The sequence below is a fragment of the Coprothermobacter proteolyticus DSM 5265 genome (assembly GCF_000020945.1).
Lineage (GTDB): Bacteria > Coprothermobacterota > Coprothermobacteria > Coprothermobacterales > Coprothermobacteraceae > Coprothermobacter > Coprothermobacter proteolyticus.
Window position 1 is genome coordinate 1316051 of sequence record NC_011295.1, and the last position, 20087, is coordinate 1336137.

At 44.4% G+C, this 20087-nt stretch carries 22 protein-coding genes; 17 read left to right on the forward strand and 5 right to left on the reverse strand.

Translation table 11 applies throughout. From position 1 onward, the window contains the following. Position 1: 1 nt before the first annotated feature. From tusB to COPRO5265_RS06835, 5 genes are read right to left on the reverse strand one after another with little or no spacing between them, the layout of a single operon-like run. On the reverse strand, positions 2-289 hold the full coding sequence (gene tusB, locus COPRO5265_RS06815; protein ID WP_012543866.1) for a sulfurtransferase complex subunit TusB: 288 nt from the start codon (positions 287-289) through the stop codon (positions 2-4). A 16-nt stretch (positions 290-305) separates the two neighbouring features. After that, positions 306-665 carry a DsrE family protein gene (locus COPRO5265_RS06820; RefSeq protein ID WP_012544510.1) on the reverse strand — a complete coding sequence of 120 codons (360 nt, stop codon included), beginning with the start codon at positions 663-665 and terminating at the stop codon, positions 306-308. 12 nt (positions 666-677) lie between these two features. Then, positions 678-1031 (reverse strand): DsrE/DsrF/TusD sulfur relay family protein, encoded by a 354-nt coding sequence (locus COPRO5265_RS06825; protein WP_012543679.1) that lies wholly within the window; start codon positions 1029-1031, stop codon positions 678-680. Positions 1032-1033: 2 nt separating this feature from the next. Continuing rightward, positions 1034-2032, reverse strand: a complete 999-nt coding sequence (locus COPRO5265_RS06830) for a YeeE/YedE family protein (RefSeq protein WP_012544311.1) — start codon at positions 2030-2032, stop codon at positions 1034-1036. Positions 2033-2078: 46 nt separating this feature from the next. After that, entirely contained in the window at positions 2079-2285 is a 207-nt protein-coding gene (locus COPRO5265_RS06835; RefSeq protein WP_041736189.1) for a sulfurtransferase TusA family protein, read from the reverse strand. A 254-nt stretch (positions 2286-2539) separates the two neighbouring features. On the opposite strand from COPRO5265_RS06835, the gene COPRO5265_RS06840 reads away from it, so the two are divergent. From COPRO5265_RS06840 to COPRO5265_RS06925, 17 genes are all read left to right on the forward strand, one after another. Beyond that, positions 2540-3295, forward strand: coding sequence for a sugar isomerase domain-containing protein (locus COPRO5265_RS06840; protein ID WP_012544879.1), 756 nt, complete (start codon positions 2540-2542; stop codon positions 3293-3295). A 145-nt stretch (positions 3296-3440) separates the two neighbouring features. After that, positions 3441-5075, forward strand: a complete 1635-nt coding sequence (locus tag COPRO5265_RS06845; protein ID WP_012544107.1) for a PTS system mannose/fructose/sorbose family transporter subunit IID — start codon at positions 3441-3443, stop codon at positions 5073-5075. Between the two features lie 20 nt (positions 5076-5095). Next, positions 5096-5506, forward strand: a complete 411-nt coding sequence (locus COPRO5265_RS06850; RefSeq protein ID WP_012543587.1) for a PTS sugar transporter subunit IIA — start codon at positions 5096-5098, stop codon at positions 5504-5506. A gap of 25 nt (positions 5507-5531) precedes the next feature. Further along, a complete protein-coding gene (locus tag COPRO5265_RS06855; RefSeq protein WP_012544733.1) occupies positions 5532-6026 on the forward strand; it encodes a PTS system mannose/fructose/N-acetylgalactosamine-transporter subunit IIB in 495 nt (164 codons plus the stop codon). Between the two features lie 82 nt (positions 6027-6108). After that, complete coding sequence (locus COPRO5265_RS06860) at positions 6109-6819, forward strand: SIS domain-containing protein (protein WP_012543931.1); 711 nt, start codon at positions 6109-6111, stop codon at positions 6817-6819. A 27-nt stretch (positions 6820-6846) separates the two neighbouring features. Then, positions 6847-8010: an N-acetylglucosamine-6-phosphate deacetylase gene (gene nagA / locus COPRO5265_RS06865; RefSeq protein ID WP_012543818.1), complete on the forward strand. Its 1164-nt coding sequence runs from the start codon at positions 6847-6849 to the stop codon at positions 8008-8010. After that, on the forward strand, positions 7994-8866 hold the full coding sequence (locus tag COPRO5265_RS06870) for a Cof-type HAD-IIB family hydrolase (RefSeq protein WP_012544656.1): 873 nt from the start codon (positions 7994-7996) through the stop codon (positions 8864-8866). Before nagA ends, COPRO5265_RS06870 begins: the two co-directional genes overlap by 17 nt. Continuing rightward, positions 8859-10163, forward strand: a complete 1305-nt coding sequence (locus COPRO5265_RS06875; protein ID WP_012544327.1) for a neutral/alkaline non-lysosomal ceramidase N-terminal domain-containing protein — start codon at positions 8859-8861, stop codon at positions 10161-10163. Before COPRO5265_RS06870 ends, COPRO5265_RS06875 begins: the two co-directional genes overlap by 8 nt. Before the next feature lie 34 nt (positions 10164-10197). After that, positions 10198-11241, forward strand: a complete 1044-nt coding sequence (locus tag COPRO5265_RS06880; protein WP_143708134.1) for an SIS domain-containing protein — start codon at positions 10198-10200, stop codon at positions 11239-11241. Between the two features lie 11 nt (positions 11242-11252). Beyond that, a complete protein-coding gene (locus COPRO5265_RS06885; protein ID WP_012544823.1) occupies positions 11253-12395 on the forward strand; it encodes a Gfo/Idh/MocA family protein in 1143 nt (380 codons plus the stop codon). Positions 12396-12412: 17 nt separating this feature from the next. Next, positions 12413-13066: an MBL fold metallo-hydrolase gene (locus tag COPRO5265_RS06890; protein WP_012543432.1), complete on the forward strand. Its 654-nt coding sequence runs from the start codon at positions 12413-12415 to the stop codon at positions 13064-13066. An 84-nt stretch (positions 13067-13150) separates the two neighbouring features. Beyond that, positions 13151-13702 (forward strand): ECF transporter S component, encoded by a 552-nt coding sequence (locus COPRO5265_RS06895; protein WP_012543956.1) that lies wholly within the window; start codon positions 13151-13153, stop codon positions 13700-13702. A gap of 9 nt (positions 13703-13711) precedes the next feature. Next, positions 13712-14311, forward strand: a complete 600-nt coding sequence (locus COPRO5265_RS06900) for a class I SAM-dependent methyltransferase (protein WP_012544486.1) — start codon at positions 13712-13714, stop codon at positions 14309-14311. Between the two features lie 674 nt (positions 14312-14985). Next, positions 14986-16656 carry a 2-oxoacid:acceptor oxidoreductase subunit alpha gene (locus tag COPRO5265_RS06910; protein WP_012543488.1) on the forward strand — a complete coding sequence of 557 codons (1671 nt, stop codon included), beginning with the start codon at positions 14986-14988 and terminating at the stop codon, positions 16654-16656. A gap of 1 nt (position 16657) precedes the next feature. After that, on the forward strand, positions 16658-17512 hold the full coding sequence (locus COPRO5265_RS06915; RefSeq protein ID WP_012544270.1) for a thiamine pyrophosphate-dependent enzyme: 855 nt from the start codon (positions 16658-16660) through the stop codon (positions 17510-17512). Between the two features lie 74 nt (positions 17513-17586). After that, positions 17587-18672 carry a M24 family metallopeptidase gene (locus COPRO5265_RS06920; RefSeq protein ID WP_012544767.1) on the forward strand — a complete coding sequence of 362 codons (1086 nt, stop codon included), beginning with the start codon at positions 17587-17589 and terminating at the stop codon, positions 18670-18672. An 84-nt stretch (positions 18673-18756) separates the two neighbouring features. After that, positions 18757-20082, forward strand: coding sequence for a M20/M25/M40 family metallo-hydrolase (locus tag COPRO5265_RS06925; protein ID WP_012544878.1), 1326 nt, complete (start codon positions 18757-18759; stop codon positions 20080-20082). The last annotated feature ends 5 nt before the right edge of the window (positions 20083-20087 follow it).

Here is a 20087-nt window from a genome sequence, read left to right on the forward strand (position 1 = left end):
TTTAGCTAATTATCTTAGGATTTTTCTCAATCAGGTCTACAATGCCTTCGTAGTCCACCACATTAGCGTTTACAGTGCTTGGATCATAACCTCGCGCAATCAAGTCGTCTTTGCAAGCGTAAACATTCACGCCGCGCTCTTTTAGTTCGTCCACAAGTTCTGGCTTAGCTACAGCATAAAGCACGCCGTCCTGTATGAGTAGCAGATCGTCCCCGTCCATGGCAGCATCAAAGAGCAGCGAGTTCAGCATTTTTCCGTTTGGGCTGAATTTCACCATTATTAGCGACATCACTGGCACCTCCTTCTTAAAACCACAGCACGGTATCATACTCGTGCAAAAGCTTTGGCAAGTCCTTTTCTGATATGAGTTCAGCATGCCACCTAGGATCGATGTCCTCTTCTTTTATCTTTCGCCAATCCAAGCACTCTTTTACAGCGTAAACCTTTGTCCCATAACGCTCAATGTACTTAAATGTGGTATTTAGTGGAAGCAAACCAAGATGTTCTGGTTTGGTTTCTTTGTTCAAAGCAATAACCGCGTCGCGTACCAACAAAACGGCAGGCTCTATGTCCTCAGCATACATACCAAAGACGCACCTAAATGCCTCATTGACCCAAATGGAGCCCACAGGGGATTGATAGACTGCAAACAACACTTTTCTCATTCTAGCCACCTCCTACACTGCGAAGTTGACGTAGCGATCTGCTGTGGCCAGTAGCGTAGCCATCTCAGGCACGCCGCTAAGCTCAGCACCTGGCGTAGCCGTTTCAATGTCAAGTCCACGATATTCAAAACAAAGTCCACAGATATGGATCTCTGCTCCCCTGTCAGCCAAGTCTTTGAGCAGATTTGGTATATTCCTATCTATTCTGATTGGCCTAACTTTGGTGTTCACGGAAAGCACAGAATCAGCGAATAAAAAGATGGATACCTTGTGACCTTTCTTCAAAGCCGCATCAGCTATCTTTATAGCGCTATCCATATCCTCATAGCTGTAAGGCGGATTAATTACCTGTAAAACAATGTGCATTACTAATCCCTCCCGTAAAGCAACCAGTACATGAACCAGTTACCAAGTATGAAGAATGCAGTAGCCAGAAGAGAACTGATTGCCAAGTGAGGCACACCGCTCAAGAAGTGCCCAATATTGCAACCTCCGGCCACACCAGCGCCCCAACCCATCAAAGCGCCACCTATGACAGCATACACATAAGCTTTGGGATCTTTCGGGAATCGGATCTTGAACTCCTTGAAAATTAAAGCAGCAATAAATGCTCCAATGATGATGCCGAAAACTTCCATACCGATCCAGTTATAAGGTGCATCAGTTAAAGTAGCAGTAAATAAGTTAATCCAACCACCGGTAATACCTAAACTGTAGCTCTGGTTAGACCAGTAAGCCAGCATACCCACAAGACCAATTAGAATTCCACCCACAGTCCAGTGCATGGGTGCTTTCCTCTGAGAAGTCTTGGTGAAGAACAAATATGCAAAGATGATCAAAGCAAAAACAATCGCAACAATCCATGGATCGATACCCAGTAAATTAGCAACTGTTGGGGCTACCTGTCCATCTTTGGCAGCATAAACTCCTGGGTTCTCCATGGTAACAGTGATGGGTTTGCCAAACAGAGCAGTAATGGGTTTTAGTTTTCCATTTCTAGCAGCTCCGGCAAAAAGGGCGTAAAAAGTGGCAGCAATAATCGCTACGGCATTCCCCTCACCTATTCTGTAAGTAACACCACTAGCGCAGCCTCCTGCTAGAACCATACCCATACCAAATGCGAAACCACCTACAATCTGAGCAGCAGGAATGAATGCTGATGGGTTCAGCTTAATTACACCTATAGCAGCCATCAGCTGAAACCCAATGGTTTCCACTGCAATTGCCATTAGTCCTTGTTTCCACAACCAATTGTCTTTAAAATAGCGAACATCTCTAATAGCAGAGTTAAAACACATTCTAGAGCGCTGAAGCAGGAAACCAAACAGAAGACCAACAATGAGTCCACCAATCAACGTGCCTTGCATAGTCGTACCTCCTTTTCTAAAAGTGATTCACAATTAGCGTGTGCTACTACTTTTTCTTGATGACGATGCGCCATTCGCTGGGGCCAGTTTCTTCAATGCTTAGTACTTCTCCTCCTTCTTTCGGCGCGCTAGCCGGGATACGTTCCTTAGAGAGTGGGTAATCAATAAGAACCTCTAGAACTTCGCCACTCTTCATACTTTTTAGTTTCCTTCTGGTCTCCACATCTGGAACTGGGCAAACTTCTCCCCTCATGTCCAACGTGTAATCTGGTTTCACCTCTGCCAAGGTTAAACACCTCCTAAATCGTGAATGGTTTCTTGTATGGGTTCTTTTGTTGAACCCATCTAAACAGTATATTACCAGTTCTTTGGGAAAATATTCTACAAATTAGTACATTCAGCTCAGTGGAATCAAGCAATTCTGCAGAAAAACACTAGAACAATGTTTTTAATCACCATATATATAGAAGACGCTACTGTACAATCAAAGCAACTAGGAGGTGCAAAATGGAAAGAGATCCCTTGAACGACTATTTGAACGTTGTAAGCAACATCCTTACACAGATTAGCAGTACCCAGCGCGAGAACTTGCTAAAAGCTTCGGACATCTTAGCCGCATGCACAAGAAATGACGGTATCATACACACTTTTGGTGTTGGACACTCGCACTTGGTAGCTGAAGATGTGTTTTGGCGGGGAGCAACGCTGGCAAACATTCACGCCATCTTAGAACCAAGTTTGACTGGACATCAGGAAATAACAAAGTCAGAGTATTTAGAAAAGGTAGAAGGCATTGGCAGAATTGTCGTTGATTATCACCGCATAGCGCCACCAGATGTCCTCATAGTCATCTCCAATTCCGGTAACAACGCTGTCCCTATTGAAGTAGCTAAAGCTTGCCAAGAAAGGGACGTAAATGTTATAGCCATAACGTCGACGCAGTATTCAGATTATTTGCGATCTTTGCATTCCTCTGGAAAGAAATTGAAGGATTATGCCACTGTGACCATTGACAACTGTTGCCCCATTGGCGATGCCGCATTGACTTTTGAAGCCTTGCCCATGGGCGTTGGTGCTTTATCTACTATTGCAGGATCTTTTATAATGCATTCGCTAGTTGTTCAAACCGTAAAAAACCTTCTTGATGGGGGCTTTACTCCAGATGTCTACTTCAACGGTTCCCTCATGGCGAACAAGCAAGAGGTTGATGAATATAACCAAAGTGTAATCGAGAAGTATTTAACAAAAATAAGAAATTTATAACGTGAACTTAGCGTGCATTCGTATTAGAATTACTAATGGAGGTGGGAAAGCAGTGTAACGCCTCCAAGGAGGTGGATCCTGACACACATATGTGGTTTAACGCCTGCATCGGGGCGTAATCGATTCACAGGGAGGTGTAGTATCAATGGAAGGTTACAGTGTAGGAATTGCATTACTATTAGCACTTTATGGTTACTTTGCCATTCTTGCTCATCTAGGACCTGCATGGCAGTTCGCTGACCCCATTGTTGCCGGTTTGTTCACTGGACTCATTGTTGGAGACGTTCCTCTTGGCTTAGCCATCGGAGGTACTCTGGAACTCATGTCTTTGGGCTTGTGGACGTACGGCGGTGCCACTATTCCCGACTACATGACTGGTGCTATCGTAGGTACAGCTGTAGCTGCATTATCTAATGAGCCCCTTTCAGTTGCCATCACTCAAGGAATCGCTGTCGCTGTACCTGTCTCATTACTCATGACTCAACTTGACATCTTAGGTAGAACCATTACTACAGTATTTATTCACGGTGCTGACCATTATGCAGAAACTCACAATGAAAGAGGTATTGTTTGGATGCACTGGCTAGGTCAGTTGCCTTGGGGATTAAGCCGAGCCATACCGCTGTTCTTTGCTATCTGGCTTGGAGCAGGACCCATTCAAAACTTGGTTTCTGTCATTCCTGCTTGGTTGACCAACGGCTTTACCGCCATGGGACACCTATTGCCAGCTCTAGGTTTTGGCATACTGCTTACATACCTGCCACTGCCTAAGTACTGGGGATTCTTCGTTCTTGGTTTTGTCCTATTCGCTTATCTAAAGATGCCACTTATTGGCATCATGCTTGCCGTACTCGCTGTGGTAGCTATTTACAACTACTTGTCTTCTCGCATTGAGCGAGTAGAAAGCGTACAAGCCGAAGAAATGGGTGAAGAAGAACTTGTTACAGGGCCTCAACCCCTGGAAGAAACTAATGTGACACGACGTGATCTGGTAACAGCTATGCTACGGCATAATTTCACTCTTCAGCTGTCTTGGAACTACGAAAGAATGCAAGCACTCGGCTTCGCTTATTCCATAATGCCAATACTCAAGAAAGTTTATCCCAGCGAAGATGAATACTTCGAAGCCATCAAAAGGCACCTTAATTTCTACAACACCAATCCATTTATTGGTTCTCCAACAATTTTTGGGGCCGCTTGTGCTTTGGAAGAACAGAAACAGCCAGAAGTGGCAGACAGCATCAAAGTAGCATTAATGGGACCTTTGGCTGGTATAGGAGACACTATTGCGGCCATTCTTATGAAGCCTATCTTCGCGGTGTTTGCTGCCAGCATGGCCTTAAGTGGAAATTGGTTTGGAGCTGTTCTCATGCTGATCTTAGGATTCATCTATTTCTACGTAATGTTCCCCGGTTTTTGGCTAGGATACAACCAGGGCATAAACTTAGTGAAGACTGCAGGCAGCAGAGCACTCACTACCATTACAGACCTTGCAAGCATGTTCGCTTTGGGAGTCATGGGTGGCTTTATTCCATCCATCTTAGCTTCGGTGAAGACGCCACTTAAATTTGCTAGAACCGTGGTCGTTGAAGGCAAAACCGTTGAGCAAGTAGTAGAGATACAGACATTCCTCGACCAGCTACTGCCCTATTTACTGCCACTGACCTTTGTCTTCTTGGTTTATTGGCTGCTACGTTCCAGAAAATGGAGCATTCTGCAGATACTGTTCCTGTTAGTAGTTATTGGTATTGTGTGCGGTGCTCTTGGAATCTTAGCTTAAAGAGAAAGGAAAAGTGAAACATGGTAGGAATGTTAATTGTGACCCATGGCAGACTCGGAGAAGGATTATTGGATGCTATGCAGATGATAGCTGGACCCCAAGAAAAGGTGGATTTTGTATCTTTAAAGGAAGGCGACAGCATCGATGAACTCAAAGAAAGAATCTTAAGTGCTGTTAAGATGCTTGACGACGGTAGCGGCGTACTGGTTTTTGTAGATATGTTTGGTGCCTCCCCCAGTAACGCTGCAGCTTATCTACTAAACGAAAATGTGGAAGTAATTACGGGTGTTAATTTGCCCATGCTACTGGAGATAGTAAGCTTTAGAGAAAGTAGCTCTCTTCAAGAGCTTTCAGCTAACGCTATGACTGCGGGCGTTGAATCCATAAAAAATCTCACCCAACTGCTCAGAGCTTCACTTGAAAACAGCTAAAATTCGCTCAAGGAGGTTGGTATAAGTGAAACTACATCTTCACATTGACAACAGACTCATACACGGTCAGGTAACAGTTACGTGGTGTTCTTTCTACGGGGCGAATATGATCATAGTAGTAAACGACAAAGTTGCCGTTGACCCCATACAAAAGATTATGCTGCCTCAAGCTGCCAGGGGTCTTCCTACCAAAGTGTTGGGAGTGAAAGAAGCTATAGATTATTTGAAGACACTAGAAAATCAACCTGGTGCAGCGCTAGTCATTGCCAAAACACCTGAGGATGCCTTAGGACTGCTAGACGGCGGGCTGAAGTTTGAATCGGTGAACGTGGGAAATCAGGCGCCTGTTCCAGGCACAAAGCCTGTGATGGTATTCCCGTGGATAGCAGTAACGTCAGAAGATGCTCAAACATACCAAAAGATTACAGCCTACGGCTATCGCATCACTCCAAAAAGGACACCTGCAGACAGAGATATCGATCTAGTGGAAGAGTTAAAAAAGAAGAAGCTGCTGGTCTAGTGCCAGCAGCTTCTTTACCCACTCCATTTGGCGCGGGTTGGGTTTTTATTCGCCCCGTACAAAGAGAAAGGAGAATACTACAATGAAATACTTTCAAGTGATTAAAGATTTGATTCCCTTATTGGAAAGAGAAGAGGAACACATGAAACAAGCTGGCCACTTGATGGCGCAGAGCATCATGAATGGTGGCATTATACAGGCTTTTGGCAGTGGCCATTCCTATGCTGCTTCCATAGAAATTGCTGGCAGAGCTGGTGGCTTGCTGCCAGCGAAAGCTGTCATGGAAGAAACCTTCGGGCGTTACGAAACCATTGAAGGTGTAGGAACAAAGTTCATAGAAAGTTGGGATCTAAGAGAAAAGGACTGTGTAGTGATCATATCAAACTCGGGAAGAAATCCCTTCATTATAGAAATGGCATCCTTTGTGAAATCCAAGAATGTACCTTTAATCGCTGTGACTGCCTTAGAAGTGAGTAAAAACAGCACATCCAGGCACTCTAGTGGGAAAAGACTATTCGAACTTGCAGACGTGGTGCTAGATAACCATAGCATACCTGGAGACGCTGCAGTGGAAATAGAAGGACTCTACACAAAAGTGGGTGGTACATCCTCCATTGCTGCAGATTTACTTCTGAACCAAACAGTAGTTTTCGCCATCGAGGAAATGCTTGCAAATAACTTTGAGCCACCAGTACTCATGAGTGCAAACATTGACGGTGGCCCGGAGTTCAACGATAAATTAAAAGAAAAATACAGAGACCTATACGGGTACCGCATCTGGATCAACAAGTAAAACAGGAGTTTTAGGAGGCACGCCATAATGACCATTGAAATTAAAAGTAATCACTATGTGATAAAGACAGACCACTTTTACGCACCAGAGCCCATTGACGGCACTGTCTACATTGAAGTGAACAATTCACGCGTCGAGCAAGTTTCATTTGAACCACCCGAAAGCGGGGTTGAACTGGTAGATTTAACCGACTACGTAGTAGGGCCTGGTTTTGTCGATGTTCACATTCATGGATTCGCAGGCCATGACACCATGGAAGGCACATTGGAGGCCATAGGCAGCATGGCAGAAAAGCTTGCCTCTACAGGTACCACAGCATTTCTTCCTACTACCACAGGTGCACCTGTTGAAACACTAAAGCCCATAATGCAGCTTTCTAATAGCTTTGCCCAGGTAAAAGGGGCGAAACCACTTGCACTTCATCTGGAAGGGCCATTCATTAGCAAGAAAGTTCCCGGTGCCATGGATCCAAATCTATTTAGGCAAGCCAACAGAGATGACATCATGGAGCTTCTTAGTGAAGGCAAGGCTCTCATGGTTACCATGGCTCCTGAGATTGAAGGACATCTGGACATGATAGAACTTTTCGCCGGGTATGGCGTTAGTGTTTCTTTGGGCCACACGTCCACAGACTATGAAACAGCTGCCAAAGCCTATGCAAAAGGAGCGACCTCCATAACACACTATTTCAACGCCATGAGCCCCTTTCAACACAGGCAGCCAGGTCTCATAGGTGCGGGTTTACTTTATCCATTCTATTTACAGTTCATCGCAGATGGGGTTCACACGCACATTGCTACCATGAAAATCATGTGCAAGTACGTCAAAGATCGGCTGGTACTCATCACTGACGCCACCATGGCAGCAGGTTTAGGGAAACCAGGCAAGTACACTCTGGGGAATAGGACAATAATCGTCGACGAAACCTCAGCTAGGTTAGAAAATGGAACACTAGCTGGTTCAGTACTTACCATGGATAAGGGCTTTAGAAATCTTATTAACATCGGTGGGCTTTCTCTGCCAGAAGCTTTCACATGTGCATCGCTACTGCCTGCAAAGTCCATAGGCCTGAAGGATCGCGGAACCATAAAGAAAGGGTCCATGGCTGACATGGTAATTTTGAATAAAGAAACGCTCCAGGTGGAAGCCACCATAGGAGAGGGAAATCTCATCTATGCAAGAGCAGATTAGCAACGACAAGATCTTAGAGGACATAAGGGATAGGCTCAAGGACGTCAAGAAACTTATCGTTACAGACTTGGATGGCACCTTGCTAAACAATAACTCTGAGCTGCCGCAAGAGTATGTAGAAGAGATAAAGGGCATGCTAAGTCCAGAAGTGAAGTTAACAATCGCTTCTGGACGAGGCTACCCCTCGGTGAAAACCTTCGCATATAGATTCCCCATAGATGTGCCAGTCATATGCGAAGCTGGAGCAGTTGTTGTTGACCCCGTTACGGAGGAAATCATTTATCAGCAGTTTATCGAGGAAGATGTAGTAAAAGCTATCATAGACCATTTGGTAAGAAAGAGATACCGCTGCAACCTTTACCTATATCGGGGCAACAGCATGATTTGCTACAAAAGACCAGAAGTACCTGTGTTTACAGAAAAAGAGCCCGCTCCTGTGGTAAACACTGATCTTTCTGACATACCACCAGAAGCCATAGTCGGTGTAAGAAAAGTATCCATCATACTTGAGGAAGAGTATCTAAACCAATTAAAAGAAGAGCTCAGAGAACTTCTCGGTGACAAGATCGATGTTATGCGAGCAGATGATGGTTGTTTGGACATAATGGCAATTGGCGTCACAAAGGGCAGTGCTCTACAGCACATGTTGCAAATTTGCGGCATCGATCCTGAACATGTCATGGCCATTGGAGACAATGAAAGCGATGCCACCATGTTCGACGTGGTCAAGTTCTCTGTGGCCGTGGCTAATGCCGACGATTTTACGAAAAGTAAGGCTTCTTTTGTTACAAGTTCCAATGAAGATAAAGGAGTCTTGCTCGCTATAAAGCACTTCTTGGAGGCACAGAATGATTAAATACGGATATTCTCAAAGAACTATTACACCCCCACTGGGAATACAAATGGCAGGATTTCTTGGGCAGAGAAAAGCAGAAGGTGTTCATGACGATCTTTACGCAAAAGCACTGTATTTGGAATTTGCCGAACACCAAAAGTTTTTCCTCATTGCGCTTGACACACTTGCCGTTTCTCTGGATTTCTCTCAAGCTGTTACTTCACAACTTGAGAGCCACACAGGCATTCCCAAAGACCATATTCTCATAGCTGCAACCCATACCCATTCAGGTCCTGAAGGGCTTCAAAGCACAAAACTCCTAACTCCTGATGGAAAAGTGCAGGCTGTGGGAAATATCGACAGCACTCTTTTTGAGTACACGGTGGAGCAGACTGTAAATAGTGCTTTGGAATCAATGAAAGATGTTAAATCAGGAAAGCTACTGTTTGGAGAATGCCCCTTTACTCAAAGGGTGTTTGGTAATCGCCGAGAGCTTAACACAGAGGAACTACTACCCACTTTCAAGATGCTAATAATACAGAGTGAAGACGGTAGCAAGGCATTGCTTTATAACTTCGGATGTCATCCCACCGTTTTACACGAGCAAAATCACTTAATAAGCGCTGATTTCCCTGGAACAGTTGCATCTTTGCTCACTGAGCAGGTAAATAACTTAAAGTTTGCCGTGTTCTTCAACGGCGCAGCAGGTGATGTCAGCACGCGCTTTTATCGGCAGAAATCCGATTTTGATGAGATAGAACGCGTCGCAAAGGTCGTACAAGACAGCTTGATAAGATGCATACCAAACACTAAAGAAATTGATTTAGACCCTGATAAGTTCCAAGCCATCACCATACCGGTTCAGTTGAAGATAAAGCAAATGCCACCCATGGATGTTCTTCGAAATATGCTAAGGCAGGCACAAGAAGAACTCCAGCGCGCCAGAGCAAGAGGAGAACAAAACCTTCGACCTTGGGAATCAAAGGTTGAAGGCATAGAGAGCTTAATAAGAACAAGCACTGCTGTAAATGGCGCTCAACTTATCCAAACAGCCTTACACATTCTGGATTTTGGAGAAGTAAGCTTTGTTGGTGTGCCAGGAGAGTTATTTTCCACATTGGGAAAGCAAATAGAAGAAGCACTAAAACCTAAGAAGGTTTTTGTTGTGGGGTATGCGTCTGATTACATTGGCTACATTCCCGACATGAGCGCCTATGATGAAGGTGGGTATGAAACCCTTTCCACCCTGCTGCAGCGTGGAGAAGGAGAAAGGATAGTTGAAATCATAATTGAGGCATTAAGAATGCCACCATCATAGTTAGCAACCATGTAGTAGCAAGGAGGTAAATACAGTGAACGAACAAGAATTTAGAATGTTAGCAGAAATCGAGGAAGTCCCTGAAGTACTAAGAAGGCTAATTGATCGGGAATCAGATAACGTTAAGGCAATTGCATCACGCATAAAACAGTATGCTCCAGAGTTCGCCTTGTTATCTGGCAGAGGTAGTTCAGACAACGCTTGCATTTATGGTCAGTATGCGTTTCAACTCATAGCGAACCTTCCTTCTGCGTTAAGTACTGGTTCTGTGTACACCCTGTACAAGAATCCACCTCATATATCCAAAGCTTTGGTAGTAGGCGTTTCGCAATCTGGAGAGACCGACGACGTATGTGAAACCGTAAAGCGTGCAGAAGAAGAAGGCGCTCTAACCGTTGGCATAGCAAATAACCAAGAGAGTACACTCTATAAACTAGCTGGTGAAAATGCCATCTACATGCAGGCGAACAAAGAGGAAAGTGTGTGCGCTACGAAAAGCTTTACCGCTTCTATGGCCTCTCTCCTCATGTTAGCTTATGCCTTGGCAGATAAACCCTTAGATGATGTATCGCTCCTTACTTCAGTAGAAACTATCTTAAGGCATAAAGAGCAAGTATCAGCCTTGGCACAAAGATACATGCTGGCACAGAACCTAGTGATTCTTGGCACAGGTCTTTCATACAGTGCCGCAAAGGAAACAGCTCTGAAACTTAAAGAGGCTTGTTACATAAATGCATGGGGCATGTCATCTGTGGACTTTTTGCATGGACCCATTGCCATTTTGAGCCACATGTCGCCCGTTATCATATTTGCACCAGCCGATGCCACATTACCTGCCAGCCTAAACGTCATAGAAAGGATTAAACAGGTGGGAGCACATGTGCTTGTAATTTCAGACAACGAAGAAGCTTTGAAGCTCGGTGATGCTTGGTTTGAACTGCCCTCTAACCATGACCTGCTCTATCCTTTCTCTGAAGTTACTTTTGCTCAGCTATTTGCGTTCTATTTGGCTCGCTTAAGAAACATTAACCCGGACAAACCTCGTTACCTAAGCAAGGTAACCCAGGTGGAACTGTGAGGATTGAAAACATGAAGATCAATTACGGTTTAGCTGGATTAGGAACCATAGCCAAAACCCACCTGCTTGGGCTTAGGAATTTACCTCTACTGAATGTTCCCGTGGATTTTAGCATTAACTTGAAAGCACTTTATAGCACTCACCCCATGGAAAACGTGGAAACAGCCAAAAGCTGCGGCTTTGCAGAGATAGTCGATACCATGGAGAAGCTAGTCTCGCTAGAAGATTTAGACGTAGTAGATATATGCACCCCGAATTTTCTCCACTGCCAGCAAACCTTATTGGCTGCTCAAGCAGGGAAACACATCTACTGTGAAAAGCCACTTGCAAACAATAGTGAACAGACAAAGCTCATGGTTGAAGAGGTTCAAAAGAGTAACGTCGTAAATCAAGTAGCATTCGTAATGCGGTTCAACCCAGCTGTGGCTTCCGCTCATGCTGCCATAAAACAAGGTGTTATTGGTCGCCCTTATGCTTTTCGTGGGGAACTGCTACACTCAAGCTACCTCATGCCAGAAAAAGCAATGACATGGAGATTACAAAAGAATAAAAGCGGTGGCGGTGCCTTGGCAGACCTCGGTATCCACTTAATAGACCTGGTTCGGTTCCTGCTTGGAGAAATTCATTCAGTAAGCTGCTTGACTGACACCATCGTAAAGCAGCGTAAAAACTCAGAAGGCATATTCCAGCAGGTAGATGTAGACGACTGGGCTTCTTTAAGCTTGCAGGTACAAGGCGACGTTAAGGGAACCATTGAGGCATCCCGGCTCGCCGTGGGCAACGATGCTAATCGTATGTGGATTTACGGTGACAAAGGCTCTCTGTTTATCGATTTGGACCACAACCCCTACTCCCCCATCTTTTATGATGAAAAAGGGCAACGCATTTACCCAGATTCCCGGTTCTTAGCTAACGATCCATTCTACAAAAGAATAGTAAAACTTTACCCAAACTCGAAGCTTTCTCAGGGTTTTATGGTAGACACGCACCTGACAAGTTTGCTTTGGTTCTTAAGCTCGGTAGCAGATGGAAAAATTTTAGATCATACCCCCACGTTTGAAGAAGGCCATCGCGCTCAGCTCGTTTTGGAAGCTGCTTACCAATCCAGCTCACAAAATGGCTCCTTCGTAGCTGTAAATCCCAATCAACCTTAGAAGGAGGTGGAAACAACATGAGAATCAGATGGCTTGGACATTCATGTTTCCTTATTGAAACAGGAAACGTGAAGATACTTACTGACCCTTACAACCCTTCCACTGGCTACAAAGCTTCCTTCCCCGAAGTGGATTTAGTCCTTGTGTCCCATGAACACGGCGATCATAACTGTGTTAAAAAAGTAAAAGCGTTCAAAAAAGTGCTTAAAGAAGGTACAGAAGAATTTGATGGGGTAAAGATCACCGCCATTCCCTACTTCCACGACAATGCCCAAGGAGCAAAAAGAGGCAAGATCTCTTTGTTCCGCATCGAAGCCGAAAATATGGTTTTGGCATTCTTAAGTGATTTAGGTACTCTGCTAACAGAAAAAGAACTCGAAGCGCTGGGCCAGCCTAATGTCATATTTCTACCCGTAGGGGGATTCTTCACAATTGGCCCTGATGAAGCATGGAAGGTCATTGACCAACTAAAACCTAACATTGCTATTCCCATGCACTACAAGACGAAGTATGCCAGCTTCTTTTTAAAAACTGTACTACGCGATCTTGATGCATTCGTCAAAGACCATCCTTATGAGCAACTGGACGTGCTGGAAATAACAAAAGAAAACTTACCAGAACCAACAAAAATAGTCTCTTTGAATTTCAATCCCATTTTAGAAAAAGCTTAGACCTTAGGTGATTAACATAATTCTGGTTTAGAATATTACACTGATGTTACCATTGGCAACTTCTATGCAAAGGAGCACTGACTGATGAATCCAAAAGTTAAGTTCTTGACGCTGACCGCGTTGCTTATCGCTGTGGGTGTTCTATTACCCATGGTTTTTCACATACTTTCTTTTGGTGGCCCCATGTTTTTACCAATGCACATACCCGTTTTAGTTGCTGGTTTTCTGCTGCCATGGCAGTTTGCCGCACTAGTTGGCATAACCACTCCACTTCTTAGCTTTTTCCTTACAGGAATGCCTCCAGTGCCCACGGTTTTTACAATGACCGCTGAACTATTCACTTATGGTATTACTACGTCGCTCTTATACAGAAACTTTAAGAAAAACACGTATGTTTCCATGATCTCAGCAATGCTCATAGGCAGATTGGTCTCTATCTTGGCAAACTGGATTCTTTTCAACTTTGTTCTTGGGCTACCATTCAAGCTAACAGCTTTTCTTTACAGCATGTTCGTCATAGGTCTACCTGGAATTGTTATTCAAATACTTACCATTCCTCCCTTGGTAACACTATTAGTGCATAGACAGGCGAACGTGCACGAGAGAAGCCGAAATCCTGTTACTTTGAAAGGGTGAAAAACAGGTATGGATCTGAACCAAAAAGCATTCTTTGATAAAGTAGCCACCGAGTGGGATAGCAAAAACCACCACGACCCCAGAAAAATAAAGGACATAATGAACATTCTTAAACCTAAGCCTGGTGACCACGTGCTGGACGTAGGCTGTGGCACAGGTGTGCTAATACCATATCTTCTTGAGTCAATTGGCCCAACAGGTCGGGTAGTCGGTTTGGACTACTCCAAGAATATGCTTCGCCTTGCCAGAGAAAAGTTTCCAAAACAAACCTATCCGAACGTAGATTTTGTTTTAGCTGATGTCATGGCTTTTGAAACCGATGACCTTTTTGACCTAGTGATTTGTTACTCCTCTTTCCCCCACTTTCCTGACAAAGAGGGCAGTATAAAGAAAATGGCAGAGTTGTTAAAGCCGCGCGGAAAACTGGCTATTTGCCACTCTCAGGGGCGCAATCACATAAACAAGATGCACAAAGACATGGGAGGCGACATGGCAAAAGTAGAACTTCCCAGTGTTGATATAGTGAGTCAGTTCATGGTGGAAGCCAATTTGAATGTGCAAATAGCCATAGACGATGATGAAAAGTACGTCTTAGTGGCAGTTAAATGAGTAGTTTATTAGTAAAGAGTTGATATAACCGCCGCATACATGCGTAGATGAAATAAGGCTAAAAACGTTGCAGAATAATATTGCTCAGCCGCGAGGCGATAACTCAAACGGGGCAACGTCCTATGCAACCAAAGAAGGTAGCGGGACGGGAGGAAGAAAAAGAACTTGAACAAAACTGCCTTCATTGGAGAAAATGAAAAAAGTTAACAGAGTGGCATTAGTGGTACTGGTCGTGTCAGCCTCGATCTTGGTTATCACCTTTATGGCTGTCTCCCTTGGAGGATGCTCAAATTCTGTCACCGATCAAGGTCTAGAGGATTCTATCCCCTTCTTTGGGCTCGCATCTCGAACGTGGTCTGTTATGGAAGCTTATCTCAATTATTGAGATGTAGCTTATGGCAACGTAGTAAAAACCGATAAGGTAGTTTATAGCGCTTCTGTATTGCCACCTATTACTTCGGCTACGGATATGACAGAAGCTTTGAGTTTAGTCCAAATCACTGGCCGTTCGGCTGGATTAGGTACAACACTGTCAATTTTTGGAAAAGATGTAGAGATGCTAAGAGTACTTGATGAAAAGAGCTACACAGAAAAGCATTCGCTTGGGATTTTCCTAAAGCGTTATAATAGATTTAACCATTTAAAAAATTTGAGATTTTTTAGGGGGTGACAAGGTGGAAAAGGAACTATTTACCTTCATAGCCGGAGGCACGGCTGGGGCCGGTATAAGAAAGGCAGGAGCCGTAGCCGGTTACATCTTTACAAGAATGGGCAGAAGAGTTTTCGAAATGGAAGATTACCAAAGTCTTATAAAAGGCGGACACAATTTCGCAGTGGTTTCCTCAGCTACTTATCCCATAAAAAGCCATTACATGAGAGCAGATTTGGTAGTTGCCACTGACAAGCGCAGCTACGATATGCACAAAGAGCATCTTCGTGATGGTGGTATCATGGTTTTCAACTCAGATGCCATGAAAGACGAAACAGTCCCAAACGGTATAGGAATACCGTTTTCTACCATTTCAAAGAAATACACAAACTCTGAACTTAGGTTAGGCGTGGGCGCTGTCACAGTCCTTGCCGTAAGTATTGGCATGTCAAAGGACGAATTGGCAGATGTCATCCGCGAACAATACAGAGATGCTGAAAACAACATCAACTTCGCCATGGAGATCTATGATGCCGCAGCTCCACAGCTTTTTGGAAAATTCGCACTGAAGAAAACTAATGAGAAACCACTTCCCATGATCAGTGGCAACGAAGCCATCTCACTAGGCGCTGTAGCTGGCGGTCTAGATTTCTTCTTTGCCTATCCCATGACACCTGCTTCTTCCATACTGCATTTCTTGGCTGCTCATGCGAAAGAGTTCCAAATTGGTGTAATGCATCCTGAAAGTGAGCTGGCTGCCATAAACATGGCGCTGGGTGCTGCCAGCATGGGGCTAAAAACCATGGTGGCTTCAAGTGGAGGTGGCATGGCACTCATGGAGGAAGCATTCTCACTTTCCGGTATGGCAGAAGTACCTGTACTTGCAGTACTTGGTTCTAGGCCTGGTCCTTCCACAGGTGTGCCTACTTACACAGAGCAAGGAGACCTGCGCTTTGCCATAAACCAGGGGCATGGAGAATTTCCTCGGGTGGTGGCTTCCCCTTACAGCATGGAAGAAGCTTTTTACCTTGCCGCTGAAATGCTTGGTCTGGTACAGGAATTCCAAACTTTGGGCATTTTGCTAACCGAAAAACATCTTGGTGAAAGCCGCATGACCGTGGATATAGACCCCACTAAAGCATATTGGGCAGAGCCTATCATGTATCAGGGCGGTGACGAGAAGTATTTGAGGTATAAGATAACAGAAGATGGCATATCTCCTCTGCTTTTCCCACCTTCTGACCAAGTGATAAAGTTTACCAGCTATGAACATGATGAATACGGCGTTTCCACCGAAGACCCACAGATGATAGCGAAAATGCATGAAAAACGTGCCAAAAAACAAGAGACACTGGTGCAGAAGCTTATGCAGATGCACACCGTAAACGTATTTGGACATGGTGAACCAGTCATCTTTACCTACGGTTCCACAACCATGTCAGTGCTGGAAGCACTGCAGTGTGCTAATTTGGAAGCAACAGTGGTTCAGCCTATTTACTTAGAACCGTTCCCTACGTGGGAATTTGAAAAATTCAAAAATGTTAACCCCATCGTAGTAGAGCAAAGCGTTATGGGAGCTTTTGAAACCCTGATAAAAGAGAAAACGGGCATAAAAGCTAAAGCTTCCATTAGGAAATACGACGGAAGACCCTTTGATCCAGAAGAACTCGCCCAGCAAATAAAGGAGGTGATATAGTATGCCTGATGACCTGACCACTTATGCAGAAAACACATGGTGTCCAGGATGTGGTAACTTCGGCATTTTCAATGCGTTCAAGAATGCTGTTAGAAGATTAGAACAAGAGGACGGCATAAGCAGAAATAACATTCTCATCACCGCTGGAATAGGTTGTCACGCAAAGATTTTCGACTACTTGGATCTGTCAGGTTTTTATTCCCTACATGGCAGAGAAATAGCCACAGCTCAGGGCATGAAACTGGCTAACCCCTCGGTTACCGTTGTTGCTTTTGCCGGTGATGGTGACGCTTTCGGGGAAGGCATCGAACACCTCATTTTTGCAGCCAAGAGAAACGCTGATATAACAGTAATAATACATGATAACGGCGTTTACGGTTTAACCACAGGGCAGTTCACTCCTACTTCGCCAGAAGGTTTTAGAGGACCGTCCACACCTTTTGGTAGCCCAGAAGAGCCGCTTAATCCAATAAAGCTCATGCTTAGCGTAGGAGCCACCTTTGTTGCGCGGGGTTTTTCAGGGAAGCTTAAGGAACTTACGGATGTTTTCTACCAAGCTATGAAGCACAAGGGCTTTTCTTTCGTTGACGTGCTCCAGCCGTGCGTTTCCTTTAACGATACTTACAAGCTCTACAACAGCAAAGTAGAAATCTTACCGCAGCCAGTTAGTACAGTGGAAGAAGCCATGAAACTTGCAGAGCAGACAGAAAAGCTTCCCATCGGGATTTTCTACCAAGTAGAGCAGGTTCCAACTTACCATGAGAGATTACTTGGAGATTTAAACATTGCTACCCAGAGAGCTCCCAAAGAACAGCGCTGGGAATCCATTAGAACCTTGCTGCAGCAGAGCACCTAATTTGCACAAAGAATAAGGGTTCTTACCTCCTGCAAAAGGAACGTACAATCTTTGTAAAGGAGGTAAGAACCCATATGAATCAGAAGCGTTTAGAAAAAGTACTGGAAGGGATGACCCAAGCTGGTCTATCCCAAATGATCATTTCCGACCCCACAAACATTTTCTACCTCACAGGTAAGTGGATAAACCCAGGAGAACGGATGTTGGTACTCTTGATCAGAAGTGAACAAATCCCCACACTTTTTGTAAATGAACTGTTCCCTATCAGGGAAAAACTTGGTCTGGATGTGGTAACCTACAACGATTCTCAGGATCCCATTGCTTTACTCTTACCCCACATTGCCCCTGACAAGCCTCTAGGGGTTGACAAGAACTGGCCTGCCCGTTTCCTTATAGAGCTCATGCACCAATCCCCTATTCCCATAAAGGATTTTGTGGACATCTCCAGTATTGTTGATAGTGTACGTGCCATAAAGGATGACATGGAACAACAGCTTATGAGAGAAGCATCACATATAAACGACCAAGCCATGGAAAGGGTTTTGCACCTAATTCCCAATTTGCATACAGAGAAAAAGGTGAGTCGCTTGCTGCTGGACATTTACGAAGAACTAGGAGCAGATGGATATTCCTTTGAACCCATTATTGCTTACGGCCCTAACGGCGCTGACCCGCACCACGAAAGTGATTCAACTACTTCGTTAAAGGAAGGCGATAGTGTCATCATTGATATTGGCTGCCGTAAGAATTTCTACTGCTCAGATATGACTAGAACAGTTTTCTACAAGAAAGCAGACGACTTGCAAAGGAAAATTTACAACATCGTTTTGGAAGCAAATCTAAAGGCCATTGAAACTGTGAAACCAGGCGTAAGATTCTGCGACATCGATGCAGCGGCTCGCAATCACATTGAAAACTTCGGCTTTGGTGGTTATTTTACTCATCGCACAGGTCACAGCATCGGTCTGGATGTACATGAAACTGGCGATGTATCTTCAGTCAATACGGATATAGTACAGGAAGGTATGATCTTCTCTATTGAACCGGGCATCTACCTGCCCGGTAAGTTCGGCGTTCGCATTGAAGATTTAGTATTGGTAACACCAACTGGCTGCGAAGTGTTAAACCATTTCCCCAAGGAGCTCCAAATAGTAGACTGAACCCGTTCAGTAAATGCTTTCTGTTAAGCTTCTTGTTCGAGAGTATAGTTAAAGGGGAAAGATGTAAATAGGAGGTGTTGCATTTTGGATGTCTTAGATTTACTTTCCAGCCTGGTTTCATTTCAGACTGTAAATGACCCAAGCAAAGGTGAGATGCCTTCCAGGGAGTGCCCCGCGTTTGTACAAAGCACTCTGCAATCTTGGGGCATTGATAGCGAGATAATCGAGCACAATGGCGCCTATGCTGTTGTTGGTGAAATAGGCGAAGGCTTGCCAAAAGTCATGGTCATGGCACATTTTGATGTAGTACCTGTAAGTAAAGATGAATGGCACTATGAACCTTTTAAATTGACCGTGGAAGGCGATAAAGCCTACGGCAGAGGTTCCGTGGATGATAAAGGCAACGTCGCCTCCCTCATGTTTGCCCTAAAAGAGCTCAAAGAAAAACCACTAAACGGCAAAGTACTGTTTGCCTTCACAGGTGATGAAGAAACTGGAGGAGCCACCGCTCTGTACATTGCAGAGAAACTCCATGAGATTAATAAACTGCCTTCTTTCTTGATAAATGCGGATGGTACAGGCATGATCCCCATAGTTCGAAGGAGAAAAGGTTTTAGCGTAACCATTTCTGTCCCTACTGCAAAGAAAATGACAAAGGGCAAGCTTGAAGAACAAACCTTTGAGATTCGTACACCCGTTGTGGAAACGAGACATGCTGCCTACTTCTTGCCGGGCGTGGACACCCACCCTTTAATAGCTGCGTCTCAGTTCCTACGCGAAACTGATTACGAAGCTGTCTCCCTCACTGGAGCCTTTCTCAAATCCAACGTGGTACCGGGAACAGTCACTCTAACATACGTAAAACCAGAGCAGGGAACGCAGTCAGAAGTAGAAGTAGATGAAAACCTAACAAAGCTTATAAAAGCTGTTGTCCCTTTAGTAAGAGCTCCCATAAAAGCTGAAAAATACAGCGATTTTGGTGTCTCCATAACACCCAATATGTATACCTTTGATGGCGAAAGGCATTCTCTTTCCTTGGATATTAGAGCCATGAGCCATGACAATCAGGACATTGAACGTACCTTAAAAGAGGTGCTTTCTTATAATCTGCCTGACGCCGAGGTAGACTTTGGCAACAAGGAAAAAGCTGGCTTCCTCTTTACAGATCCCAAAGAACCATTTGTTCAAACAGTACTCCAGGTTCTAAAGGAAAACGGAGAACGTGCCAAGGCAGTTGAAGGTGCAGGCGCAGCAGACTCACGCTACTTCACACCCCTAGGTGTGAAAGCTATCGATTTTGGACCCAAAGGCGGGAACGTGCATGGACCCAATGAATACGTTGAAGTATCTTCACTGAAAAAACTACCTCACGTTTACGTGCAAATTATTGATAAACTTCTAAGCTTGTAGTAAAA